The sequence below is a fragment of the Paenibacillus sp. FSL F4-0100 genome, from assembly GCF_037993005.1.
Lineage (GTDB): Bacteria > Bacillota > Bacilli > Paenibacillales > Paenibacillaceae > Paenibacillus_AQ.
This window is the reverse complement of sequence record NZ_CP150303.1, coordinates 6,912,501-6,934,760: the sequence shown is the minus strand read 5'-3', so window position 1 is coordinate 6,934,760 and position 22,260 is coordinate 6,912,501. Positions and strand designations below refer to the sequence as shown.

The 22,260-nt window shown below is 46.9% G+C and carries 33 protein-coding genes (1 of these 33 cut by a window edge); 31 read left to right on the top strand and 2 right to left on the bottom strand.

The genetic code is table 11. From position 1 onward, the window contains the following. Positions 1-62 precede the first annotated feature (62 nt). The 28 genes from rplX to MHH48_RS31460 all read left to right on the top strand — a co-directional run bounded on the left by rplX (position 63) and on the right by MHH48_RS31460 (position 18,724). Positions 63-419: a 50S ribosomal protein L24 gene (gene rplX / locus MHH48_RS31595; protein ID WP_076326222.1), complete on the top strand. Its 357-nt coding sequence runs from the start codon at positions 63-65 to the stop codon at positions 417-419. 28 nt (positions 420-447) lie between these two features. Further along, positions 448-990: a 50S ribosomal protein L5 gene (gene rplE / locus MHH48_RS31590; protein ID WP_076326221.1), complete on the top strand. Its 543-nt coding sequence runs from the start codon at positions 448-450 to the stop codon at positions 988-990. Positions 991-1,036: 46 nt separating this feature from the next. Continuing rightward, the gene (locus MHH48_RS31585; protein ID WP_074961883.1) at positions 1,037-1,222 is read left to right on the top strand and encodes a type Z 30S ribosomal protein S14; all 186 of its coding nucleotides are present in this window, start codon (positions 1,037-1,039) and stop codon (positions 1,220-1,222) included. Positions 1,223-1,255: 33 nt separating this feature from the next. Next, positions 1,256-1,654: a 30S ribosomal protein S8 gene (rpsH, locus tag MHH48_RS31580; protein WP_006212908.1), complete on the top strand. Its 399-nt coding sequence runs from the start codon at positions 1,256-1,258 to the stop codon at positions 1,652-1,654. 29 nt (positions 1,655-1,683) lie between these two features. Then, positions 1,684-2,226, top strand: a complete 543-nt coding sequence (rplF, locus tag MHH48_RS31575; protein WP_076326220.1) for a 50S ribosomal protein L6 — start codon at positions 1,684-1,686, stop codon at positions 2,224-2,226. 111 nt (positions 2,227-2,337) lie between these two features. After that, positions 2,338-2,706, top strand: a complete 369-nt coding sequence (gene rplR, locus MHH48_RS31570; protein WP_076326219.1) for a 50S ribosomal protein L18 — start codon at positions 2,338-2,340, stop codon at positions 2,704-2,706. A 26-nt stretch (positions 2,707-2,732) separates the two neighbouring features. Then, positions 2,733-3,230 carry a 30S ribosomal protein S5 gene (gene rpsE / locus MHH48_RS31565; RefSeq protein WP_009589212.1) on the top strand — a complete coding sequence of 166 codons (498 nt, stop codon included), beginning with the start codon at positions 2,733-2,735 and terminating at the stop codon, positions 3,228-3,230. A 12-nt stretch (positions 3,231-3,242) separates the two neighbouring features. Next, positions 3,243-3,428, top strand: coding sequence for a 50S ribosomal protein L30 (gene rpmD, locus MHH48_RS31560; protein WP_076326218.1), 186 nt, complete (start codon positions 3,243-3,245; stop codon positions 3,426-3,428). A 46-nt stretch (positions 3,429-3,474) separates the two neighbouring features. Beyond that, the gene (gene rplO / locus MHH48_RS31555) at positions 3,475-3,915 is read left to right on the top strand and encodes a 50S ribosomal protein L15 (protein ID WP_006212903.1); all 441 of its coding nucleotides are present in this window, start codon (positions 3,475-3,477) and stop codon (positions 3,913-3,915) included. Then, positions 3,915-5,213, top strand: coding sequence for a preprotein translocase subunit SecY (secY, locus tag MHH48_RS31550; RefSeq protein ID WP_076326217.1), 1,299 nt, complete (start codon positions 3,915-3,917; stop codon positions 5,211-5,213). Before rplO ends, secY begins: the two co-directional genes overlap by 1 nt. Positions 5,214-5,302: 89 nt before the next feature. Then, a complete protein-coding gene (locus MHH48_RS31545) occupies positions 5,303-5,947 on the top strand; it encodes an adenylate kinase (RefSeq protein WP_009589204.1) in 645 nt (214 codons plus the stop codon). Positions 5,948-5,952: 5 nt separating this feature from the next. Further along, positions 5,953-6,705: a type I methionyl aminopeptidase gene (gene map, locus MHH48_RS31540; RefSeq protein WP_076326216.1), complete on the top strand. Its 753-nt coding sequence runs from the start codon at positions 5,953-5,955 to the stop codon at positions 6,703-6,705. 4 nt (positions 6,706-6,709) lie between these two features. Beyond that, positions 6,710-7,021 (top strand): KOW domain-containing RNA-binding protein, encoded by a 312-nt coding sequence (locus MHH48_RS31535; protein ID WP_083659844.1) that lies wholly within the window; start codon positions 6,710-6,712, stop codon positions 7,019-7,021. 2 nt (positions 7,022-7,023) lie between these two features. Further along, positions 7,024-7,239, top strand: a complete 216-nt coding sequence (infA, locus tag MHH48_RS31530; protein WP_006212898.1) for a translation initiation factor IF-1 — start codon at positions 7,024-7,026, stop codon at positions 7,237-7,239. 131 nt (positions 7,240-7,370) lie between these two features. Continuing rightward, a complete protein-coding gene (gene rpmJ, locus MHH48_RS31525) occupies positions 7,371-7,484 on the top strand; it encodes a 50S ribosomal protein L36 (protein ID WP_003333770.1) in 114 nt (37 codons plus the stop codon). A gap of 20 nt (positions 7,485-7,504) precedes the next feature. Beyond that, positions 7,505-7,873 (top strand): 30S ribosomal protein S13, encoded by a 369-nt coding sequence (gene rpsM, locus MHH48_RS31520; protein ID WP_006212897.1) that lies wholly within the window; start codon positions 7,505-7,507, stop codon positions 7,871-7,873. Between the two features lie 19 nt (positions 7,874-7,892). Then, entirely contained in the window at positions 7,893-8,288 is a 396-nt protein-coding gene (gene rpsK, locus MHH48_RS31515) for a 30S ribosomal protein S11 (protein WP_006212896.1), read from the top strand. Positions 8,289-8,422: 134 nt separating this feature from the next. Beyond that, a complete protein-coding gene (locus tag MHH48_RS31510; protein WP_071221012.1) occupies positions 8,423-9,367 on the top strand; it encodes a DNA-directed RNA polymerase subunit alpha in 945 nt (314 codons plus the stop codon). A gap of 39 nt (positions 9,368-9,406) precedes the next feature. Next, positions 9,407-9,772 carry a 50S ribosomal protein L17 gene (gene rplQ / locus MHH48_RS31505; RefSeq protein WP_071221011.1) on the top strand — a complete coding sequence of 122 codons (366 nt, stop codon included), beginning with the start codon at positions 9,407-9,409 and terminating at the stop codon, positions 9,770-9,772. Between the two features lie 450 nt (positions 9,773-10,222). Next, positions 10,223-11,005: a tRNA pseudouridine(38-40) synthase TruA gene (truA, locus tag MHH48_RS31500; protein WP_076326215.1), complete on the top strand. Its 783-nt coding sequence runs from the start codon at positions 10,223-10,225 to the stop codon at positions 11,003-11,005. 309 nt (positions 11,006-11,314) lie between these two features. Continuing rightward, on the top strand, positions 11,315-11,752 hold the full coding sequence (gene rplM / locus MHH48_RS31495) for a 50S ribosomal protein L13 (RefSeq protein WP_076326214.1): 438 nt from the start codon (positions 11,315-11,317) through the stop codon (positions 11,750-11,752). Between the two features lie 20 nt (positions 11,753-11,772). Then, positions 11,773-12,165, top strand: a complete 393-nt coding sequence (gene rpsI / locus MHH48_RS31490; protein WP_006212891.1) for a 30S ribosomal protein S9 — start codon at positions 11,773-11,775, stop codon at positions 12,163-12,165. A 328-nt stretch (positions 12,166-12,493) separates the two neighbouring features. Then, positions 12,494-12,946: a MarR family transcriptional regulator gene (locus tag MHH48_RS31485; RefSeq protein ID WP_076326213.1), complete on the top strand. Its 453-nt coding sequence runs from the start codon at positions 12,494-12,496 to the stop codon at positions 12,944-12,946. A 16-nt stretch (positions 12,947-12,962) separates the two neighbouring features. Further along, a complete protein-coding gene (locus MHH48_RS31480) occupies positions 12,963-14,612 on the top strand; it encodes an MDR family MFS transporter (protein ID WP_076326212.1) in 1,650 nt (549 codons plus the stop codon). Between the two features lie 189 nt (positions 14,613-14,801). Next, on the top strand, positions 14,802-15,494 hold the full coding sequence (locus MHH48_RS31475) for a phosphoadenylyl-sulfate reductase (protein ID WP_076326211.1): 693 nt from the start codon (positions 14,802-14,804) through the stop codon (positions 15,492-15,494). A gap of 57 nt (positions 15,495-15,551) precedes the next feature. Next, entirely contained in the window at positions 15,552-16,721 is a 1,170-nt protein-coding gene (sat, locus tag MHH48_RS31470; RefSeq protein WP_076326210.1) for a sulfate adenylyltransferase, read from the top strand. 70 nt (positions 16,722-16,791) lie between these two features. Further along, positions 16,792-17,565: an N-acetylmuramoyl-L-alanine amidase CwlD gene (cwlD, locus tag MHH48_RS31465; protein WP_076326209.1), complete on the top strand. Its 774-nt coding sequence runs from the start codon at positions 16,792-16,794 to the stop codon at positions 17,563-17,565. Positions 17,566-17,629: 64 nt separating this feature from the next. Next, on the top strand, positions 17,630-18,724 hold the full coding sequence (locus MHH48_RS31460; protein WP_076326208.1) for an Mrp/NBP35 family ATP-binding protein: 1,095 nt from the start codon (positions 17,630-17,632) through the stop codon (positions 18,722-18,724). Positions 18,725-18,796: 72 nt separating this feature from the next. Here the strand turns inward: MHH48_RS31460 and gerD are convergent, their stop codons facing one another. Next, a complete protein-coding gene (gene gerD / locus MHH48_RS31455) occupies positions 18,797-19,513 on the bottom strand; it encodes a spore germination lipoprotein GerD (RefSeq protein ID WP_076326207.1) in 717 nt (238 codons plus the stop codon). Positions 19,514-19,757: 244 nt separating this feature from the next. Between gerD and MHH48_RS31450 the strand changes: the two genes are divergently transcribed. Next, positions 19,758-20,351, top strand: a complete 594-nt coding sequence (locus tag MHH48_RS31450) for a KinB-signaling pathway activation protein (RefSeq protein WP_076326206.1) — start codon at positions 19,758-19,760, stop codon at positions 20,349-20,351. Positions 20,352-20,395: 44 nt separating this feature from the next. On the opposite strand, the gene pdaB is transcribed toward MHH48_RS31450, so the two are convergent. Next, a complete protein-coding gene (pdaB, locus tag MHH48_RS31445; protein WP_076326205.1) occupies positions 20,396-21,199 on the bottom strand; it encodes a polysaccharide deacetylase family sporulation protein PdaB in 804 nt (267 codons plus the stop codon). 95 nt (positions 21,200-21,294) lie between these two features. On the opposite strand from pdaB, the gene MHH48_RS31440 reads away from it, so the two are divergent. Then, complete coding sequence (locus tag MHH48_RS31440) at positions 21,295-21,903, top strand: stage II sporulation protein M (RefSeq protein WP_076326204.1); 609 nt, start codon at positions 21,295-21,297, stop codon at positions 21,901-21,903. A 211-nt stretch (positions 21,904-22,114) separates the two neighbouring features. Next, positions 22,115-22,260, top strand: partial view of a hypothetical protein gene (locus MHH48_RS31435; protein WP_009592811.1) — the 5' portion only. The gene runs 85 nt beyond the window's last position; only the first 146 of its 231 coding nucleotides appear in the window; its start codon is at positions 22,115-22,117; its stop codon lies off the right edge, out of view.

The window sequence follows — 22,260 nt, the reverse complement described above, 5'->3', positions numbered from 1 at the left end:
TGACGTAACTTTTCGGGAACCCGATAAATAGTTGAACTGGCTAGTCATAGGAGGTGTAACGAATGCCTAAAGTGAAAAAAGATCTGGAATCCCATAGCAACAAACTGCACGTGAAAAAGGATGATACTGTTATCGTCATCAGCGGTAAAGACAAAGGCAAAAAAGGCCGTGTCATCGCAGCGTACCCTCGTGAAAATCGTGTTTTGGTTGAAGGTGTGAACATGATCAAGAAGCACCAGAAGCCAAACCAAATGAACCCACAAGGCGGTATCATCGAGAAGGAAGCTCCGATCCATGTATCGAACGTTATGCACGTTGATCCGAAGAGCGGAAAAGTAACCCGTATCGGTTACAAAGTACTGGACAACGGTAAAAAAGTTCGCGTAGCAAAAAGATCCGGAGAAGTTATCGATAAATAAGACGGTTTAGAAAGGAGGTCCTTGAATCATGGCAGCAAGAATGAAAGAACGTTTTTTGAACGAAGTAACTCCTGCTCTGATGCAGAAGTTTAGCTATAAGACAGTAATGCAAGTACCAAAAATCGAGAAGGTTGTCGTCAACATGGGTGTAGGTGACGCTGTAGCTAACTCGAAGGTGCTTGATTCCGCTGTGAACGACATGCAGCTGATTGCTGGTCAAAAACCGGTTATCACCCGTGCGAAGAAATCCATCGCGGGATTCAAACTGCGTGAGAACATGCCTATCGGTGTGAAGGTAACACTGCGCGGTGAGCGTATGTACTACTTCCTCGACAAGCTGTTCAACGTTACACTTCCACGTGTACGTGACTTTCAAGGCGTGTCCACGAAAGCATTTGACGGACGCGGTAACTATACGCTCGGTCTGAAAGAGCAACTCATTTTCCCTGAAATTGAGTATGACAAAGTGGATAAAGTTCGCGGTATGGACATCGTTATCGTAACGACAGCTAAAACCGACGAAGAATCCCGTGAACTGCTTGCTCAACTGGGCATGCCTTTCGCGAAATAAGACGGTTGTCCTTTTCTCCGAAACTATTTAGGAGGTGTCAGGCTAAGTGGCAAAAACTTCGATGAAAGTTAAACAACAACGTACACCGAAATATAAAGTACGGGCATATACCCGTTGTGAACGTTGTGGTCGCCCACATTCGGTACTGCAGAAGTTTAAAATTTGCAGAATTTGTTTCCGTGAATTAGCTTATAAAGGCCAGATTCCTGGCGTGAAAAAAGCAAGCTGGTAAGAAGTTTATAAACGGGAAGGAGGTTTATCCTACATGACTATGTCCGATCCAATTGCAGATATGCTAACTCGTATTCGTAACGCGAACACGGTTCGCCACGAAACAGTAGAAATGCCTGCTTCGACGATTAAAAAACAAATCGCTGACATTTTGAAGCGTGAAGGCTTCATCCGTGATGCAGAGTTTGTGGAAGACAATAAACAAGGGATCATTCGTGTATTCCTGAAATATGGTTCCAACAACGAACGTGTAATCACAGGTCTGAAAAGAATCAGCAAACCAGGTCTTCGCGTTTACACGAAGAGCAACGAAGTACCTCGCGTACTTGGTGGTTTGGGTATTGCGATCATCTCCACGTCTAAGGGAGTTATGACCGACAAAGAAGCTCGTCAATCCAAAGCTGGCGGAGAAGTTCTCTGCTACGTATGGTAATCAACGTCACAAGATAGGAGGTGTAATGAATGTCCCGTATTGGTCGTAAACCAATTGCTATTCCTAACGGTGTGGAAGTCACACTGGATAACACTGTAATCACTGTAAAAGGACCTAAAGGTACCTTGACTCGTGAACTGCATAAAGACATGCAAATTACAGTAGAAAACAACGAGATCAATGTTGTTCGTCCTTCCGACAACAAAACACATCGCTCTCTTCACGGCACGACCCGCAGCGTTGTCTCAAATATGGTCAACGGTGTAACTGAAGGATTCTCGAAAAACCTTGAGTTGGTAGGTGTCGGGTACCGTGCAAGCAAAACCGGAGATAAAATCGTTCTGAACGTGGGTTACTCCCACCCAGTTGAAATTACACCGGAAGCTGGTATCGAATTCGAAGTACCAACAAACACAAAAATCACCGTTCGCGGTATCGATAAAGAGCGCGTAGGTGCATACGCAGCTAAGATCCGTTCCGTACGTGAGCCTGAGCCATACAAAGGTAAAGGTATTAAATACGAAGGTGAACGCATTATCCGTAAGGAAGGTAAAGCTGGTAAGAAGAAATAAGTTAGCTAACCGGGGTCTCACCTGGTGGATAACTTACTTCTTCTCCCATACTTACCCGATGCGTCTAAAAGCGAAGCTCTTAAGGCAAAACTGAAGGGAGGAAATGGAAACATGATCACGAAACAAGACAAGAACAAAGCTCGTCTGAAAAGACACCTGCGTGTCCGTAAGAAAATCCAAGGCACAGCAGAACGTCCACGTCTGAACGTGTTCCGTTCTTCGAAACACATCTATGCTCAATTGATCGACGATGTGGCTGGCGTGACTTTGGCATCAGCTTCTACGTTGGATAAAGAATTGGCTACTGATATCAAGAACGGCGGAAGCGTTGAATCCGCTCGTAAAGTCGGCGAACTCGTTGCAAAACGTGCTGCAGACAAAGGTTACAAAGTGATCGTATTCGATCGCGGTGGATACTTGTATCATGGACGTATTCAAGCACTTGCAGAGGCAGCTCGCGAGGCAGGCCTTGAATTCTAAGATATTTTCAAAAGGAGGTAAACGACTTGCGTGTAGATCCTAACACTTTAGAACTGACTGAAAGAGTAGTAAACATTAACCGCGTTGCTAAAGTTGTAAAAGGCGGACGTCGCTTTAGCTTTAGCGCACTGGTAGTTGTCGGTGATGGCAAAGGTTGGGTAGGAGCAGGTATCGGTAAAGCAGGCGAAGTACCGGATGCAATCCGCAAAGGTATTGAAGATGCTAAGAAAAACCTGATTCACATTCCACTTGTTGGAACAACTATTCCTCACCTCGTAACAGGTCACTTCGGAGCAGGCCGAGTATTGTTGAAGCCGGCATCTGAAGGTACTGGAGTTATCGCTGGCGGACCGGTTCGTGCAGTACTTGAACTGGCTGGCGTAGGCGACATTTTGACAAAATCTCTAGGTTCTTCGAACTCCATGAACATGGTCAATGCGACTTTGGAGGGATTGTCCCGCCTGAAGCGTGTTGAAGATGTTGCCAAGCTTCGCGGCAAATCCGTCGAAGAGCTGTTGGGTTAAGGAGGGAATCTCATGGCTAAACTTGAAATCACCCTCGTACGCAGCGTGATTGGTCGTCCAGAGGATCAGCGTGCAACCGTGAAAACACTCGGACTTCGTAAACTCAACCATTCCGTGGTTCAAAGCGACAATGCTGCAATTCGCGGAATGATCAAGAAAGTAAATCACCTGGTTTCTGTTAAAGAAATCGAAGGTTAATCCCGGGCAACGTATTCCCGGACATATTAAGGAGGTGCAACGAACGATGAAGTTACATGAGCTGAGCCCAGCACCTGGATCCCGCAAAGAGCGCAAGCGCGTTGGACGCGGTACTAGTAGTGGTACGGGTAAAACATCGGGTCGCGGTCACAAAGGACAAAACTCTCGTTCCGGCGGTGGTGTACGTCCAGGCTTCGAAGGTGGACAGAACCCATTGTACCGTCGTCTTCCGAAGCGCGGTTTCGTAAACCCAACTCGGAAAGAGTACGCGATTGTGAACATCGAAGAACTTAACAGCTTTGCAGCAGGTACTGAAGTGACTCCAGAAGTTTTGGTTGAGAGCGGTATTGTTAACAATACAAAGAGCGGAATCAAAATTCTTGGCAACGGTGAAGTTACCGTTTCTTTGACTGTAAAAGCTAATAAGTTTTCTCAATCTGCGGTAGAGAAGATCGAGGCTGCCGGCGGTAAAACCGAGGTGATCTAATGTTTAAGACCCTGAAAAATATATGGCGTGTGGATGACCTTCGCAAGCGTATTTTGTTCACCTTATTCGTTCTGATCATCTTCCGTATTGGATCATTTGTTCCAGTTCCCGGCGTTAACAAAGATGTTTTTACCCAGACGAATCAGGCAGGCAATGAGTTGTTCGGTCTTCTTAACACGTTCTCGGGGGGCGCACTATCGCAGTTTTCGATCTTCGCCCTTTCGATATTTCCATATATTACTTCGTCCATTATCGTGCAGTTGTTGTCGATGGACGTCATTCCAAAGTTTGCGGAATGGAACAAACAAGGGGAACACGGGAAGAAGCAGTTGGCTCAAATTACTCGTTATGGTACGGTAATATTGGGATTGATTCAGGCGTTCGGTATGTCTGTCGGGTTTAACCGCCTGTATGGCATGGATATGGTGCCTGGAGCAACCACTATCGACTTTGTCGTGATCGCAATTGTGCTTACCGCAGGTACATCATTCTTGATGTGGCTCGGCGAACAGATTACGGAACGCGGAATCGGTAACGGTATTTCGATCATTATCTTTGGTGGTATCGCTGCTGGTATTCCAATGCACATTCGGACAACGATCGAATCGAATTTCATTCAGGATGGTCAAGTGTTTATGAACATTCTGAAGGGTGTTATCATCCTTCTGATTTTGATTTTGATCATTACCGGTGTTGTATTCATTCAGCAAGGTATCCGTAAAATTCCGGTTCAATACGCGAAGCGTGTTGTAGGAAACAAAATGTACGGCGGACAGAACACACACATTCCACTCAAGATTAACGGTGCAGGCGTTATCCCGGTAATCTTTGCGATGTCATTGCTGCAATTCCCGGTTATCCTAGCCAGCTTCTGGGCACACATGAATTGGGCGAAGTGGATTACGGCGAACCTGGCTTATGACAGCCCGCTTGGAATGGTACTGTATGTACTCATGATCATTGGTTTCACGTTCTTCTACACCTTCGTGCAGATGAATCCGAACCAAATGGCTGATAATATGAAGAAGAACGGCGGCTATGTTCCGGGCATTCGTCCTGGTAAAGCTACCGAGAAGTATCTGACTCGGGTTATGACCCGTCTGACCATGACAGGAGCGTTGTTCTTGGCCGTGATCTCTGTGCTTCCGGTGTTCTTTGGATCACTTGCAGGTCTTCCTCGTACGGTTCAGATCGGTGGTACTTCACTCTTGATCGTCGTCGGTGTTGCACTGGATACGATGAAGCAGATCGAAAGCCAACTGATCAAACGTCACTACAAAGGTTTTATCAATAAATAGGCGATAGGTTCCGGCGAGTGGTCTGTATCGCTTCCCGGCGCCTATTGTGTTGTTCTTGCTAGTCAATCAAGGGGAGGGAGTGACGTAAGGTGAACATCTTATTCATGGGTCCTCCTGGGGCAGGAAAAGGGACGCAAGCAGAAAACATCGTGAATGAATTCGGTATTCCTCATATTTCAACGGGCGATGCATTTCGTCTCGCGATCAAACAAGGAACTCCCATCGGGATTAAAGCGAAGGAATTCATGGATCAAGGTCTGCTGGTACCGGATGACGTAACGATTGGTATTGTGGAAGAGCGTCTGCAGCAGTCCGATTGCGAAAAAGGTTTTTTATTGGACGGTTTTCCAAGAACCCTTTCGCAAGCGGAAGCGCTGGATGACATTCTCGCCCGCTTGAATACTGGTCTCGATCACGTCATCAACCTGAAAGTTGATCGGGAAAAGCTTCTGGCTCGCCTTACTGGCCGCCGGATTTGCAAAAACTGTGGTTCGACTTATCATGTGATCTTTAATCCTCCTAAACAGGAAGGCATTTGTGATAAATGCGGCGGCGAATTGTACCAGCGCTCCGATGATAACGAAGAGAGCGTCGGCATTCGTTTAGACGAATATATCAACAAAACAGCACCACTCCTCACGTTTTATGAGAACAAAGGTCTTTTGCGTCAAATCGATGGTGATCAGGAAATCGACGCGGTTTCATCACAAATTGCGTCTATACTGAGAGGTTAAGTATAATGATCATTTGTAAATCCGAAACGGAACTGAGCTTGATGAGAGAAGCAGGAAGGATCGTGGCAGAATGCCACAAACTCCTTGCCGCTCATGTAGAACCGGGCATTACGACCGGGGAACTTGACCTTATGGCCGACAAGTTCATTCGAAGCCAAGGCGCTGTGCCATCTTTTAAAGGCTACAACGGATTTCCTTCCAGCATTTGCGCATCAGTCAACGAAGAATTGGTGCATGGATTTCCAGGCAAACGCAAATTAATCGAGGGTGATATCGTTACGTTTGATATCGGTGCACAGTACCAGGGTTACCATGGTGACTCGGCATGGACCTACGCGGTAGGAGAGATTTCCGAAGAGGCCCAGCGTCTGCTGGACGTAACGGAAGGATCGCTCTATGCTGGACTTGCGCTAATCAAACCCGATGTCCGCTTGTTTACAATCTCTCATGCCATACAGCGTCATATCGAGGATGCAGGTTTCTCTGTCGTCCGGGAGTACGTTGGTCATGGTGTGGGTACCGAACTGCATGAGGATCCGCAAATTCCGAACTATGGCATCCCTGACCGTGGACCAAGACTCAAACCGGGCATGGTGCTCGCGATCGAGCCGATGGTCAACGCGGGGAAGCGGAATGTCAAGACGCTGGAAGACAACTGGACGGTTGTAACGGTAGACGGCTCACTATGTGCTCACTTCGAGCATACGGTAGCAGTCACGCCGGATGGCATGGAAATTTTGACGAAGCTGCCGGAATAGGGTGATGAAATTGAATAATGAATTCACGCTTCAACCCGGTCAGATTGTTAAGATACTGAAAGGCAGAGATGCCGGACAGTATGCCGTTATCGTTTCGATTGAGGACAGCAGGTTCGTGTGGATCGCGGATGGGGACAAACGCAAGTTTGACGGGGCCAAGAAGAAGAACGTTCTTCATCTTGAACCTCAATCCTACATTAGCAGTGAAGTGGTAAACAGTTTGCAAGAAAGCGGTCGGGTTACAAACGGTAAACTGCGTTTCGCACTGGACCGGTTTGTATCCGATAAATCCAAGGCAGATCAGAAAGGAGACTAACTGTGGCTAAAGAAGATGTCATTGAAGTCGAAGGAACGGTCATTGAGCCGTTGCCGAATGCTACCTTTAAAGTCGAGCTGGAGAATGGTCATCAGATTCTCGCTCATGTTTCCGGAAAGTTGCGGATGCACTTTATCCGTATCCTTACAGGAGACAAAGTGGTTGTACAACTCTCGCCGTATGATTTGACCAAAGGTCGTATCACGTACCGTAAATAGATTTAAGGTTCCCCTGGGGAATCAAGGAAAGCTGCGAAGCGGTTTTACTGACGTAAAACTCAGCAGCGGTAACAAACTACTTTAGTTTCGAAGCTGGTTTTACAACGTAAAACTTGGAGGAGGTAATTAGCATGAAGGTAAGACCTTCTGTAAAGCCTATTTGCGAAAAATGCAAAGTCATTCGCCGCAAAGGGAACGTAATGGTTATCTGTGAAAATCCGAAACACAAACAAAAACAAGGTTAAAGAAGGGGGTGTAGCGTAAAATGGCTCGTATAGCTGGTGTGGATTTACCACGTGACAAACGCGTTGAGATCGCCTTGACTTACATTTTCGGAATCGGTAAAACGACTTCCCAGAAAGTATTGAAAGAAACTGGAATCAATGCAGACACTCGTGTCCGTGATTTGACAGAAGATGAAGTCAGCAAATTGCGCGAAACGATCGACGGTATGGTTAAGGTAGAAGGTGACCTGCGTCGTGAAATTTCCTTAAATATTAAACGTCTCACGGAGATCGGCTGCTACCGCGGTATTCGTCACCGTCGTGGATTGCCTGTTCGTGGTCAACGTACTAAAACGAATGCTCGTACACGTAAAGGTCCTCGTCGTACCGTAGCGAACAAGAAGAAATAAGAAAGGGGGATAATAGACAATGGCTAAACCAAAAAAAGTCGTACGTACTAAACGTCGTGACCGCAAAAATATTGAAAGTGGCGTGGCTCATATCCGCTCCACATTCAACAATACAATCGTAACGATTACGGATCCTCACGGAAACGCGATTTCTTGGGCAAGCTCCGGCGGCCTTGGATTTAAAGGTTCCCGTAAGTCGACCCCGTTCGCTGCGCAAATGGCTGCTGAATCAGCTGCCAAAGCGGCTATGGAACACGGTATGAAAGCGGTGGAAGTAATGGTTAAAGGTCCTGGTGCTGGTCGTGAAGCAGCAATTCGTTCTCTGCAAGCAGCAGGTCTCGAAGTAAACCTGATCAAAGACGTTACACCAATTCCACATAACGGATGCCGCCCACCAAAACGTCGTCGCGTATAATGAAGTCATCCTGTTAATGTGGTATAAATCCGTTGCAATCTGCTAATAATGGTTGTTTAGGCATACTACTACATGGATTACTGGATAAGATGACAGTTTCATATAGGAGCGACGTTTGAAGGAGGGGTACTTGCGTGATTGAAATCGAAAAGCCGAAAATTGAGACCGTTGATGTCAATGAAGATGGAACCTATGGGAAATTCGTAGTTGAGCCTCTGGAGAGAGGGTATGGCACGACGCTGGGGAACTCGCTTCGCCGCATCTTGTTATCCTCACTACCGGGCGCAGCAGTCACATCGATTCAAATCGATGGCGTACTGCATGAATTTTCCACGATTCCGGGTGTCATGGAAGACGTGACCGAGGTCATCCTGAACCTGAAAGCTTTGTCTCTGAAAATTCATTCCGATGAAGAGAAAGTGTTCGAGATTGATGCGGAGGGTGAAGGGGTTGTTACTGCTGGTGACATCCGTGCGGATAGTGATGTGGAGATTCTGAATCCAGATCTTCATATTGCAACGCTCGGCCCTGGTGCAAGACTTCATATGCGTATTTTTGCCAGTCGCGGTCGTGGCTATGTCCAGGCGGATCGGAACAAACGCGATGACCAGCCTATCGGCGTCATTCCCGTCGATTCGATCTATACTCCGATTAGCCGTGTTAACTACGGCGTGGAAAATACGCGTGTTGGTCAAGTAACCAACTACGATAAACTGACGCTTGAAATTTGGACGGATGGCAGCATCCGCCCGGAAGAAGCTGTTAGTCTCGGCGCGAAAATCTTGACTGAGCATCTGTTCCTCTTCGTAGGTCTGACCGACGAAGCGAAGGATGCAGAGATCATGGTTGAGAAAGAAGAAGACAAGAAAGAAAAAGTACTTGAAATGACGATCGAAGAGCTGGATCTTTCCGTTCGTTCCTACAACTGCTTGAAACGTGCCGGCATTAATACGGTACAGGAGCTGACCACGAAAACCGAAGAGGATATGATGAAAGTTCGGAACCTCGGACGCAAATCCTTGGAGGAAGTTCAAGAGAAGCTTGAAGAGTTGGGCCTGGGACTTCGTACGGAAGAATAGCATAGATTCGGCTTAGCTTAGCAAAGGAGGGAAAAACACATGGCATACCAAAAGTTGGGCCGCGATTCCAGTGCGCGTAAAGCGTTGTTCCGTGACCTGGTAACCGACCTTTTCTTATATGAGCGCATTCAAACGACTGAAGCCAAGGCGAAAGAAGTTCGTTCGATCGCTGAGAAGTTGATCACAAAAGCAAAAAAAGGTGATCTTCACGCTCGTCGTCAAGTAGCTGCATTCGTGCGTCGTGAAACAGTAGACGGTGAACAAGATGCAATCCAAAAATTGTTCTCCGAAATCGCTCCTCGTTACTCCGAGCGTCCAGGCGGATACACTCGTATCCTGAAACTGGGTCCTCGTCGTGGTGACGCAGCTCCAATGGTTTACTTGGAACTGGTAGATCGCGCGTAAATTAGCTTTGTTCCATTGAAGTGACTGTAGTTATGTATGCCCGGCTCTGTAGATGTTTATTCTTGGAGCCATGAACGGGAAGTGGTGCGAGATATAGTCGATCATCTGGTTCGACTCGTCTCGACTACTCCATGGGCAATAATAACGGGGCCTTCTAGTCATGTGGCTGACTCGAAGGGTTCGGCTTAACATGATGAAAAGGAGCTCCTATGGGGCTCTTTTTTGATGGATATAGAATTATAAGTTATCAGTAAAATCCCCGATAGAGGTTTTCTTAAGATATCAGAAAGTATAAACTTCGAAGCTTGTGACTTCCTGATATCGCAAGAAAAACTTCCGCTAAATGCGGTCTCTCATCTGTGAAAGTACGTCGATAGAAGTTTTTCTTATAATGTGTACAGGCTTTCGTTGGCGCAGTGTTTTTCGATGAAAGCACTCAGGAGGTCAGCAATGCGTAATCTTCTGATGAAGGTCAGTTACGACGGTACCGATTATAACGGCTTTCAGACCCAGCCCGGTGGCCACACGATTCAGGATTATTTGGAGGAAGCGATCCGCCGTTTGTCTGGTGAACAGCTCAAGATTACGGCTTCTGGCCGGACAGATGCTGGGGTGCATGCTCGTGCCCAAGTATTCAATTTCTACACTGCTTCTCCAATTCCCGTAGAGCGTTGGTGTATGGCATTAAACACCTGGCTGCCGGAAGATATCGTGGTTTCGGATGCGATGGAGGTACCCATGGAATTCCATTCCCGCCACGCAGCGAAACGCAAAACCTATCGTTTTACCATCAATGCAAACCAATATCCGGATCTATTCAACCGGCGGTACCAGATCCACCATCATGGGAAACTTGATATCGCAGCGATGGAGCAGGGACTTTCTCATCTGATCGGAACGCATGACTATACAACGTTTGCGTCACGGAAGTCGACGAAGCCGTCCCACGTTCGTACTATTTTTGATGCTTGGATCGAGAAGGACACGTCCATGTGCCGTCCGGGTACGAGAGATCAAGGAGTCATTCATACGTACGTATCCGGGAACGGGTTTCTGCAGCATATGGTTCGGATCATTATGGGGACGTTGATTGAGGTAGGGGAAGGCAAGCGCCATCCGGATGACATGTTGGTCATACTGGAAGCCAAAAACCGGGCAGCAGCCGGTCCAACAGCCATGGGCAAGGGCCTGATGTTATGGGGAGTGGAGTATGATATCACCGGAAACGATTAATCTCAATGACCGTTGATATCAGACCACGGAAAGGGCTATCACAACAAAAAGAAGAAATTCCTTATGGCTGTGATAGGCGGCTTGTTTGAATAACACGCATGGTGTAAGGTGGAAAACCAAAAAACACTTGCGGATGTGGGCGTAATCCTGTATTATATAAGTTGTGTTTTCTTAACGGCTCTCCCACAGCCCCGGTTAAGAAAATGCCGAATGCAAGACTGCAATAACATAACAATGCTTTAAACATGAACGAAGATAAATAATGAAAATTAATGATGATTTTCGGACGAATACAAGGAGGAACTATACATGCGTACCACCTATATGGCGAAGCCAAATGAAGTTGAGCGCAAATGGTACATCGTTGATGCCGAAGGCAAGACGCTTGGCCGTTTGGCAAGTGAAGTTGCGGCTCTGATCCGCGGCAAACATAAGCCTCAATTCACTCCACATGTTGACACAGGGGATTTCGTGGTTGTTATCAACTCCGAGAAAATCCACCTCACTGGCAAAAAGATGGAGAACAAAAAATACTATCGTCACTCCATGCATCCAGGTGGATTGAAAGTAACTACAGCTCAAGACCTGATTGCGAAATTCCCAGAGCGTGTAATCGAAAGCGCGGTTCACGGCATGCTTCCTAAAACTCGCATGGGCGAGAAAATGAAGCTGAGACTGAAAGCATATGCAGGCACAGCACATCCACATGAAGCACAAAAACCAGAAGTTTACGAACTTCGCGGTTAATTAAAAAGGAGGACAGTTTCATGGCACAAGTACAATACTATGGGACAGGTCGTCGTAAACACTCGGTAGCACGTGTACGCCTCGTACCGGGTGAAGGACGCATTGTCATCAATAAACGTGATATTAATGAATATTTCGGTTTGGAAACACTCAAACTGATCGTTAAACAACCTTTGAATCTGACAGAAACATTGGGCAAATATGACGTGCTTGTCATCGCTCACGGTGGCGGTATCTCCGGTCAAGCTGGAGCAATCCGTCACGGTATCTCCCGTGCTCTTCTGAAAGCAGATCCAGAATTCCGTCCTTCTCTGAAAAGAGCTGGATTCCTGACTCGTGACCCACGTATGAAAGAACGTAAAAAATACGGTCTTAAAGCGGCTCGTCGCGCTCCTCAGTTCTCCAAACGTTAATATTTACGATTTACCAAGCCCTTGGCCATTACGGTCAAGGGCTTTTTTATGCTATCTGAACGTAGTTTGTCCACAAAGATATGCACATCATTGACAACACATGTGGAATTCGGTCGCCACAATTGAACAGGTTGTGCACACCATGTGCACAACCTGCGGATAGAAGGATGAACATATGGATGAACTTACATCGTTAACCACTTGACTTCATATGTAAATAGAGATATATTATTAATTGCGAATTAATTAACAACTTAAATAATTAATATTTAAACATTAATTAAATAAGTAATTTTCGGAGCACAGAAGAAGAGAAGGGGGGATATGGTTGGATCGCAATGAAGAGATTTTCAAGGTGTCGTCGATGTTCCGGGCACTGCTGAAGAACATTTCTCAAGAGTGGAACAAGTCGAGTGCCGGGAAATACAATTTAAGCTTTCCTCAATTTCAGGTGCTGTATGTATTAAAGCTGAGGGGGCCTCTGAAGGTATCGGAGCTTGCCGAAGCTTTGTCTTTGACACCGCCGGCTATAACTGGTCTAACAGACAAATTGGTTGCGGAAGGATACTTACAGAAAGAGCGTGCTGAGGATGACCGGAGAGTTGTCAACATTACACTCTTGGAACCGGGTCTGGATGTAATTAGGAAAGTGAAGAAGGATCAGAAGGAAATGATTCAGGGTTTTTTTAATATCCTCGCTGAGGAAGACATTCGGCATTTGAGAAGAATCTTCTCCTTGATGCTGTCAAACCTAGATAAAGACAATCACAACAAAGGGTAGAGGTGGAGCATATAGCATGGAGCATTTAACGCTTAAACGTAAAGTTTCAATTATGATAGCAATCATGGCTGCGATGTTCTTCGCAGCCATTAACCAGACGATAACGAGCACCGCAATGCCGCGGATTATCGCCATTCTGGATGGCATGGATTATTACACATGGACCATCAATATTTATTTGTTAACATCAACGATCGCAACCATACTGGTAGGTAAGCTGTCCGACATGTTCGGACGTAAGCCGTTTATTTTGATAGGTATATTATTTTTCATGTTAGGGGCTTTCCTAACGGGTACATCAACAGACGTGTACCAATTCATTATTTATCGTGGTATTCAAGGTATTGGTGCCGGTATTATTCAGTCAACCGCATTTATGTCGGTCGGTGACTTATTCCCACCGCGGGAACGTGGCAAGTGGATGGGGCTGATGACAGCGGTATTCGGTTTCTCCAGTGTCCTTGGTCCTACGCTAGGCGGATACTTGGTTGATAACATCGAATGGCGTTGGTTATTCTGGATCTTCCTGCCGCTGGGTGTAGTAGCCTTTATCATGATCTGGACGTTATTTCCCAAGGTCGAGCGCAAACATGGTCAGTCTATTGACTATCTGGGTTCCCTGTTCCTTACAACGTCTATCGTTCCTTTACTGCTTGCCTTCTCTTGGGCAGGTACGGAATATCCTTGGGGATCACCGCAAATTATCGGTCTCATAGCGGCTTCGGTCGTATCAGCCCTCATCTTTATCCTTGTTGAGATGAAAGCGAAGGAACCGGTACTGCCGCTTAGTTTGTTCAAAAATAGTGTCGTTACGGTTTCCAATCTGATTGGATTTTTTATGAACTTCGGTCTGATGGGTGCCATGATTTATATTTCCTTCTACGTTCAAGGCGTACTTGGTATTTCACCAACCTATGCGGGATATGTAACTATACCTATGTCGATTTTCATGATGGGTACGAGTGCCGTAGCAGGTCAGCTTATTGCTAAGAGTGGTAAGTATAAACGTTACGCACTTCTTGGAGTTCCAATTATGATGGTCGGCATGGGAATTATGGTGTTCATGGACAACATCTGGCTCACTGTAGTTAGTACCATTATTTTCGGTATCGGTCTTGGTTTGGGTATGCCGGTATTCTCACTGGCTACGCAGAATGCGGTACCCCACAAAGAGCTTGGTGTAGCAACGGCATCATCTCAATTGTTCCGTAATCTTGGCGGTACAATCGGGATCGCGGTTATGGGTACGGTTATGTCGAATAACCTGACGAAGAACCTGAAGGAATCTCTTCAGTCGGCTAATGCACCGGATTTTAGCGCTGTGGATCCGCAGCTAGCCCAGAAGATGCTCTCCTTCGCTAATCCACAGACACTGATGAATAAACCGCTGATCGAGCAGACGCAGGCAAGTCTTCCTGCTGATGTACAACCTTTATTCGTGCAAATGATCGACAGTATCCGCGATGCACTTGGAAATACATTATCGATGGTGTTTCTCACAGGCACGTTAGTGCTCGTCGTTGCATTGCTACTCGTATTCTTCTTGAAGGAGATTCCGCTGCGGACGTCGAATCAGACACCTGCTCCCAAACCCGAGGATTCGGAAGGGAAAAGTGCCGGAGCTGCTACTAAAGTTAAAGAGGTATCGGTGGCAACAACAGACTAAGATTGGTATTTGTCAAAATGTTTGGAAATCGAAGAGACAGAAGACCCTTTCTGCTTATGCAGGAAGGGTTTTTTCGTTTTTCATGGTATCGATTTGATGGTTGACATTTATTAGGAATGTTTTATACTGTATTTAATTCATATTATTTCAGTAGGATTATCGGGATTAATATCGGGGGAGGCATCAATCATGAATTTGCTGGAGAAAGAGGATTTGATCCGAGTGCAAGCAGAAGAGCTTGAGCATGCATCAGCTGAGGAAGTCATCGCATTTGCGATCAAGACATTTCCCAATATAACGTTTGCTTGCAGCTTTGGAGCAGAAGATGTGGTATTGGTGGATATGATTCAAAAGATTAGCCCGTCGACGGATATTTTTTATCTGGATACCGATTTTCATTTCACAGAAACATACGAAACGCGGGATCGTATGGCCGAACGTTACGGCCTGGAATTCGTGCGGGTCTCTCCGCTCATTACGCCGGAAGAGCAAGCGGCTCAGCATGGTGAAGCATTATGGAGCGTCAACCCGACTGAGTGCTGCAACATCCGAAAGGTAGAACCATTGACTCGGATTCTGTCTCAATATGAGGCTTGGATTACAGGGATACGAAGAGATCAAGCGCCTACCCGAGCTAACTCGAAGAAGATTGAGTACGATACCAAGTTCGGGTTGGTGAAGTTCAATCCGATCGCAGGCTGGACTAGCGAGGATGTGTGGAACTACATCCGAGCTAACGATATCATCTACAACCCGCTGCATGATCAGAATTATCCGAGTATTGGCTGCGAATATTGCACACGACAGGTGATGCCAGGAGAAGATCCACGTGCTGGACGCTGGTCAGGCCATGAGAAGACGGAATGCGGACTTCATAAATAAACCAATCATGATTGACTTAGGATTGTACAGTTACAGCATAAGAAGGAGGAATTATTCATGACAGCCATACTCCCTCATGGCGGCACGCTGGTACAGCGGGTAGCCCAAGGAGCAGAGCGTGAAGATTTATTGAAACAGGTCGACACTCTTCATAAGATCCCTGTAAACGCTTGGAGCATCTCGGACCTGGATTTGATTGGGGTCGGGGCATTTTCGCCTTTGCAAGGATTTTTGAACGAGCAGGATTACAAGTCTGTGGTTTCCTCTATGCGTTTATCGGACGGTACGGTCTGGAGCATACCGGTTACACTGGCTGTTGATGAGTTTACAGCGGCTAAACTTGTCGTCGGCGAGAAGGCGGCACTTGTAGGCGAAGAAGATGGTGTCGTCTATGGCGTTATCGATGTAGAGAGCGTCTACCAGGTGGATCAGCAAGTCGAGGCTGTTCAAGTATTTAAGACGGATGATCCGGAGCATCCAGGCGTGAAGAAGCTTTTTGAACGTCCTTCGACCTATGTAGGCGGACCGATCCAAGTACTTAGTCGTCCACAGCCGGAACGGTTTGGCGAGTTTTATTTTGATCCGGCAGAGACTCGCGAACAGTTCAAAGCCAAGGGCTGGAATACGGTTGTAGGCTTTCAGACACGTAATCCGGTTCACCGTGCACATGAATATATTCAGAAGAGTGCAATGGAAATCGTAGATGCACTGTTCCTCAATCCGCTTGTAGGAGAGACCAAAGCGGATGACGTTCCTGCCAATGTGCGAATGAAGAGCTATCTGACCTTGTTGGAGAACTACTATCCCGCCGATCGCACCTTCCTGGGCGTATTTCCGGCTGCCATGCGTTACGCGGGTCCTAGGGAAGCCATATTCCATGCCATGGTTCGTAAAAACTATGGATGCACCCATTTTATCGTGGGCCGGGATCACGCAGGAGTCGGTGACTACTACGGCACCTATGAGGCACAGGAAATTTTTAAAAATTTCACTGCAGAAGAGTTGGGTATTACCCCGCTGTTCTTCGAGCACAGCTTCTTCTGCACCACTTGTGGAAACATGGCCTCAAGCAAAACATGCCCGCATCCTAAGGAAGATCATTTGACTTTATCCGGTACGAAGGTCCGTGGCTTGCTTCGCGAAGGGCAGTGTCCGCCGCCGGAATTTACGCGCCCGGAAGTCGCGCAAGTACTGATCGAAGGGATGAAAGAGCAGATTACGGTATAACCAAGGCATAATTAGCCACCTTGTCCCATATGATGGAGTAGAACAACTCATGGGACGAGGTGGTTTTGTTATGTCCAGGCGGAGAACGGATAAGGTTACGTTGTGGATATCGTTGAAGAGAATTAAGCAGACCCTGATTGGAGCTGTGCTTCTGGCACTGCTCATTATCGTTGTGACATACGAAATCCCCTCTGCCAAAACGTCGAATACCTGGAGTTTACCGCTTGCCGGTAAAGTCATTGCCCTTGATGCAGGACATGGCGGGCCAGATGGCGGGGCGGTAAGCCGACAAGGTGTTATAGAGAAGGATGTAAACCTGGCCATCACCTTGTATTTGCGTGATTATTTGCAGCAGGCAGGTGCGCTCGTCATTATGACAAGAGAAGGAGACTACGACCTGGCTGCAGAAAGCACAAAGGGGTATTCCAAGCGGAAAACGGAAGACCTCAAACAACGTGTGCGGATGATCGAGGATAGTAAAGCGGATCTGTTTATCAGCATGCATCTGAACAGTATTCCATCTAATCGATGGAGAGGGGCGCAGACCTTTTTTCCTCCGAATAACGGAGAGAGTAAAAAACTCGCCGAATTGATTCAGGCTGAAATCAGACATAACCTGGAGAATACGCAGCGTCTGGCCAAAACGGATGACAAAATATTTTTGCTTCAAGCCCTACGCATGCCATCTGCACTGGTAGAGGTCGGTTTCTTGTCCCATCCCGAGGAATCCGAATTGCTGCGTGATGAGAAGTATCAAAGAAAGGTCGCAGCTTCCGTATATAATGGCATTTTGCGGTATACCTCCGGAGAGTCCGCCAGCGAGTCGTCACAAGCTGCAGAGTAATGGTATAATGGACAGGAAATATCGAAACAGTGTCTATTCCATTACATAGAGCAGAGGTGCTTATATGCTGACTAGAGAAACGGTACAGGAGATACTCCAGCCTTTACGCGATCCCGAAACCGGGAAGAGCCTGATGGAGCTCCAGCGTATTCGAGATATTGTTGTAAAGGAACGCACGGTCCGATTATCCGTGACGTACAGTAGTGAAGATGTACGCGCTTCCCTGGAAGCGCAGATCAGAGAAATTCTTGAAGCTATGGGGGCGGAGGATATTCATATCCGCATGCGCCCTCTAGACAATGCCGTTAGCGGAGCAGCCCAGGAGGAAGCTAACGATCGCGAGAAGCTGACAAAAGGGCATGCTGCCGGCATGGAGCAGAATACGCTTCTTAGCGAGCAGTCCGGCGTTCATTTCATTGCGATTGCAAGCGGCAAAGGCGGCGTCGGTAAATCCACTGTTACAGTGAATCTAGCTGCAGCTTTGGCACGCCAAGGCAAGAAGGTCGGTTTGATTGACGCGGATATTTACGGCTTCAGCGTACCGGACATGATGGGCATTGAAGAGGGGCCATCCGTAACCGAAGAGGGCGTCATCCATCCGGTTGAGCGTTTTGGTGTCAAGGTAATGTCCATGGGCTTCTTCATCCGCGAGAATAGTCCGGTGATTTGGCGCGGGCCGATGCTTGGCAAAATGCTGCGTCAATTCTTCGCGGATGTCGCTTGGGGGGATCTGGACTACATGCTGCTTGACCTCCCGCCAGGAACAGGGGATGTAGCTCTTGACGTGCATCAGATGATTCCCCAGAGTAAAGAGATCATTGTAACCACCCCGCATGCTACGGCGGCTTTTGTTGCTGCCAGAGCGGGTGCGATGGCCTTGCAGACCGATCATGAAATCTTGGGCGTCGTGGAGAATATGTCCTATTATGTCTGCTCCCATGGCGGGGAGAAGGATTATGTATTTGGTCGTGGAGGCGGAGGGAAGCTCGCCGAGACGCTTCATACCGAGCTCCTCGCGCAGCTTCCATTAGGAGCGCCGGATAACCACCCTTCAGAGCCGGATTTCTCCCCATCTGTGTATAAGGCAGGTACCGAGAGCGCAGGGATCTACGATGAGATAGCTGCTAGAATTGCAGCCAAGCTTGGGAAATCCGTTTAGACGAGGTCCTTATATCCATATTATGAAACAAGCTCCCTGTGTAGGGAGCTTGTTTTGTTTATGAAAAATGGCCTAACTGCCACTGCCTTCTTCACTACCGCCACCGCCGTCGCCACCGCCGCCACCGTCACCGTCACCGCCACCGCTACCGCCTTGCTCTTCTTGCCCTTGTCCCTTGCCTTGTTTTTTCTTCTCCACTTTAGGCTGAAGTTCGTCTTTCACAACCGTTTTGAGCAGTTCCATTACCTCCATGCGGAACAGCGGGTTCTGCATAGCTTCCTGCATCACGGTCATGGACTGTTTGCGATAGTCCGGGGTATTGGTCAATTCAAGAAACGATTTCATTACATCGGGAGACTTTAACATATCCTGAATCGATTTTTGATATGTCGGGTCCTTGATGAGCTGCATATGCAGCTGCTTGCTCTCAGAATTGATGGCTTTGGCAAAATCACCGGCAAATTTCGGATCGGTCATAATCTTCTCAATTTCTTTTTTATATTCCTCCGACACCAGTGTATCCTTAACAGCCACCCGAATTTGATCCCCTGATTGGGCGGACATCATCCGCATCCCCATCGAGCCGCCACCGCCGGAGGAACCGGATCCGCTGCTAATCGCTTCCTCTACCGCTTTTTTACCTTCGTCGGTTTTCAGAATGTCGACCACCATGGATTTGATTTCTTTATATCCGAGCTGCGGGGACGAACTTTGTTCTGTACCACAAGCGGTAAGCATCACGGCAGCAACGAAGACGATAATACATAAACGAAATAACGGCCATTTCATTACCGTTGTCCTCCTTTTTTCAAAATCATTGAATTTATAAGTTTTCAGCGAAGCCGAACAAATTCGATAATCGTAAGAAAAACATCCTCTGCATGCGGGTTTATCTTCTGTGAAAGTACGCCATAGTTGTTTTTCTTACGGTTCTTCGCATAGTATGTGATGGATTTGCAGAAATATGTCGGATTCAGAATGGTTTTTTATTGTGAACGTTGGTAAAATAATGATCTGTGGGGGTGGAAGTTAGTTGAGCTTACGAAAGTGGTCTAAATTGTTTTTGAAAACGCTGCTCGTTGGGGCAGTGGCGGCATTAATCGTAGGTCTGATCCTGCAGTTGTTTAATGGCGCGATCGAATTCACGGGAATGGCCGATTTATTAATATACCCGCTGATTTTGTTGGGCTCTGGGGCATTGGTGAGCGTATATTCCCAGATGGGCTTTTTTGCATACCTGACTTTGAATTATATGGGGATAGGCATATTCCGCAGGAAGACTTGGCAATACATTCAGATTGTGTTGGCTGTTCTTGCCTTGCTGGAGCTGATGTTCTTCCGTACCTTTGTTGGCGGATCCACTAGCTTGCAGCAAGATTTGATTTTGGGTATTTCCATTTTGGTGATTGCCGTTGTTGTTGCTTATCTCAAAGTGAAGAGTACAAATGCTAATGCATGGATTCCGACCCTCTTCTTTATGATGGCGATTTCCATTGTGGAGATTATCGGTGTACTGCAAATTGGAGTCAGCAATGCCACAATCTTTATGGTGGTACCATTGCTGATCTGTAATGCATACCAAATTCTGACGCTTCATAAAGTTACACAAGACGAAAAAAAGAGCTAACACCTTAGCTCTTTTTTTGTTAAGCATTATTCAATTACAGGGCTCTATAGTCCGCCGGCATCCTCGATGCTCTTTTGCAATGATGCGTGATCACGAACCTCAGTGCCTTGGGTGCTACCCTGTTGAAGCAGATCGGTTACCGTAACGAACTCATACCCTTTATTACGAAGTTCCTTGATGATGAGAGGGAGTGCTTCATGGGTTTGTTTCACAGAGTCACTGGCGTGCATTAGCACGATGTCTCCCGGATGCGCTTTGGAGACGACGCGGTCCACAATTTTGTCGACGCCGATATTCTTCCAATCCCTGGAGTCGGTATCCCACTGGATCACCGTGTAGTTAAGGCTTTGGGCTATACCGAGCACTCTTTTGTCAAAATCCCCGTTAGGCATCCGTATTAATTTGGGTTCTTGTCCGGTCATTGCGGTTAAAATAGTATGTGCCGAAGAAATCTGCTTGCGTATTTCCTCATCGGTGAGTGTGCTGTAATTGTCGTGCTTGAAGCCATGGCTCCCGATTTCATACCCGTTTTCTTTAATGGCATTCACAATATCGGGATGCGTTTTGCTCCATGGGGCAGACAGGAAGAAGGTTGCTTTTTGAACTCCATTGTCTTTTAAAGCCTGTAAAATAGGCTCTGCGCGTTTTTCGCCCCAGCTGATGTCAAACGTTAGCGCGATTTGTTTCTTGTCCGTAGACACGCTGTAAATCGCTGACGGGTTGTTCTCGGAGAAGACCGAGATGTTGTCACTCTCCACATAAATAACGCCGATTGCAAAGATCGCCGCGGCAAGGACAAAGAAAAACCGCTTAATCTTTCTGCCGTTGAATACATAAAAAGAATTCATAATACGTGCGCCCCTCTCCCTTCAGTGTGCAATAGCTTGTTTACTTTCAACATATGCTCGTACTTGCGAGTTATACCAATTTAGGAGGTTCTCGAATGTTACGTTTTAGCATTTTTCTCAGAGATTTAAGATCCATCCGGAAGGCATTGCTCTTGGCAACGGTCTTATTTATAGCCGGAATTGTGGCGGGAGCAAGCTCAGAGGGGTTCGAGCAATTCCTTCTAGGTCAGCTTCAAGGATTAGGGGAGATTAGCCAGCAGCTCGGTTCCTCTGATCATCCGGAATGGAGCTTCTTTGTCTTTATCTTTCTTAACAACAGCATTAAGAGTGTGTTGGTCATGTTCTCAGGTTTGCTGCTTGGTGTGATACCGTTCTTTTTCTTGATCATCAATGGTATGGTGATTGGTTTCTTGGTGAAAGTCGTGGGGGAGAGCGGAGAGAGTCTGTTTGATCTGATTGTGAAAGGGCTGCTGCCTCACGGGATCATCGAGATCCCGGTCATAGTGATTGCTTGCGGATATGGTCTTGCTTTTGGCGGGCTGGTATTGAGAAGTGTCACGGCGAGGGGCGAGAGCAGAAGCGGGATAGGCGCGGAGTGGCGCGGCTTTTGGCGCAAGCTGGGTACTGCTTCCGTATGGGTTGTCGTGCTGCTGCTCGTCGCCGCAATGATCGAAAGTACAATTACGTTGTGGCTGATGTCATAATTTTCCCTGAAAATGTGCATACCTAATAAAGCAGCTTAGCAGAGTAAAGAGAGAGCTGCGTGGACAGGGCGTTCATCATAATTTGCAGACAGCATACATTCGGTTTAGAGATCCCGCCAATACGGTTAATCACCTTTACATAGGCAAGAGCAGCTTTAATCCGATTGAAGTGACGTTACATGTTCGCTTAACTATATAAGGAGGTCCTATCATGCTGGGAATGCTATTCAATGAAAAAGAGTGCAAAGAGCTTGATTATGTACTGCGAAAAGAACTGGATGAGATGCTGCTGGATTTGAGCGACCAACGATTGGACCAAAACATCAGGCAGGCTATAGCTAACCGATATAAAACGGT

What these genes read in the sequence shown, in the direction of transcription:
- rplX (WP_076326222.1), top strand. Translation starts at nt 63, where the DNA reads ATGCCTAAAGTGAAAAAAGATCTGGAATCCCATAGCAACAAACTGCAC.
- rplE (WP_076326221.1), top strand. Translation starts at nt 448, where the DNA reads ATGGCAGCAAGAATGAAAGAACGTTTTTTGAACGAAGTAACTCCTGCT.
- rpsH (WP_006212908.1), top strand. Translation starts at nt 1,256, where the DNA reads ATGACTATGTCCGATCCAATTGCAGATATGCTAACTCGTATTCGTAAC.
- rplF (WP_076326220.1), top strand. Translation starts at nt 1,684, where the DNA reads ATGTCCCGTATTGGTCGTAAACCAATTGCTATTCCTAACGGTGTGGAA.
- rplR (WP_076326219.1), top strand. Translation starts at nt 2,338, where the DNA reads ATGATCACGAAACAAGACAAGAACAAAGCTCGTCTGAAAAGACACCTG.
- rpmD (WP_076326218.1), top strand. Translation starts at nt 3,243, where the DNA reads ATGGCTAAACTTGAAATCACCCTCGTACGCAGCGTGATTGGTCGTCCA.
- rplO (WP_006212903.1), top strand. Translation starts at nt 3,475, where the DNA reads ATGAAGTTACATGAGCTGAGCCCAGCACCTGGATCCCGCAAAGAGCGC.
- secY (WP_076326217.1), top strand. Translation starts at nt 3,915, where the DNA reads ATGTTTAAGACCCTGAAAAATATATGGCGTGTGGATGACCTTCGCAAG.
- map (WP_076326216.1), top strand. Translation starts at nt 5,953, where the DNA reads ATGATCATTTGTAAATCCGAAACGGAACTGAGCTTGATGAGAGAAGCA.
- MHH48_RS31535 (WP_083659844.1), top strand. Translation starts at nt 6,710, where the DNA reads ATGAAATTGAATAATGAATTCACGCTTCAACCCGGTCAGATTGTTAAG.
- rpmJ (WP_003333770.1), top strand. Translation starts at nt 7,371, where the DNA reads ATGAAGGTAAGACCTTCTGTAAAGCCTATTTGCGAAAAATGCAAAGTC.
- rpsM (WP_006212897.1), top strand. Translation starts at nt 7,505, where the DNA reads ATGGCTCGTATAGCTGGTGTGGATTTACCACGTGACAAACGCGTTGAG.
- rpsK (WP_006212896.1), top strand. Translation starts at nt 7,893, where the DNA reads ATGGCTAAACCAAAAAAAGTCGTACGTACTAAACGTCGTGACCGCAAA.
- rplQ (WP_071221011.1), top strand. Translation starts at nt 9,407, where the DNA reads ATGGCATACCAAAAGTTGGGCCGCGATTCCAGTGCGCGTAAAGCGTTG.
- truA (WP_076326215.1), top strand. Translation starts at nt 10,223, where the DNA reads ATGCGTAATCTTCTGATGAAGGTCAGTTACGACGGTACCGATTATAAC.
- rplM (WP_076326214.1), top strand. Translation starts at nt 11,315, where the DNA reads ATGCGTACCACCTATATGGCGAAGCCAAATGAAGTTGAGCGCAAATGG.
- rpsI (WP_006212891.1), top strand. Translation starts at nt 11,773, where the DNA reads ATGGCACAAGTACAATACTATGGGACAGGTCGTCGTAAACACTCGGTA.
- MHH48_RS31480 (WP_076326212.1), top strand. Translation starts at nt 12,963, where the DNA reads ATGGAGCATTTAACGCTTAAACGTAAAGTTTCAATTATGATAGCAATC.
- MHH48_RS31475 (WP_076326211.1), top strand. Translation starts at nt 14,802, where the DNA reads ATGAATTTGCTGGAGAAAGAGGATTTGATCCGAGTGCAAGCAGAAGAG.
- sat (WP_076326210.1), top strand. Translation starts at nt 15,552, where the DNA reads ATGACAGCCATACTCCCTCATGGCGGCACGCTGGTACAGCGGGTAGCC.
- cwlD (WP_076326209.1), top strand. Translation starts at nt 16,792, where the DNA reads ATGTCCAGGCGGAGAACGGATAAGGTTACGTTGTGGATATCGTTGAAG.
- MHH48_RS31460 (WP_076326208.1), top strand. Translation starts at nt 17,630, where the DNA reads ATGCTGACTAGAGAAACGGTACAGGAGATACTCCAGCCTTTACGCGAT.
- gerD (WP_076326207.1), bottom strand. Translation starts at nt 19,513, where the DNA reads ATGAAATGGCCGTTATTTCGTTTATGTATTATCGTCTTCGTTGCTGCC.
- pdaB (WP_076326205.1), bottom strand. Translation starts at nt 21,199, where the DNA reads ATGAATTCTTTTTATGTATTCAACGGCAGAAAGATTAAGCGGTTTTTC.
- MHH48_RS31440 (WP_076326204.1), top strand. Translation starts at nt 21,295, where the DNA reads ATGTTACGTTTTAGCATTTTTCTCAGAGATTTAAGATCCATCCGGAAG.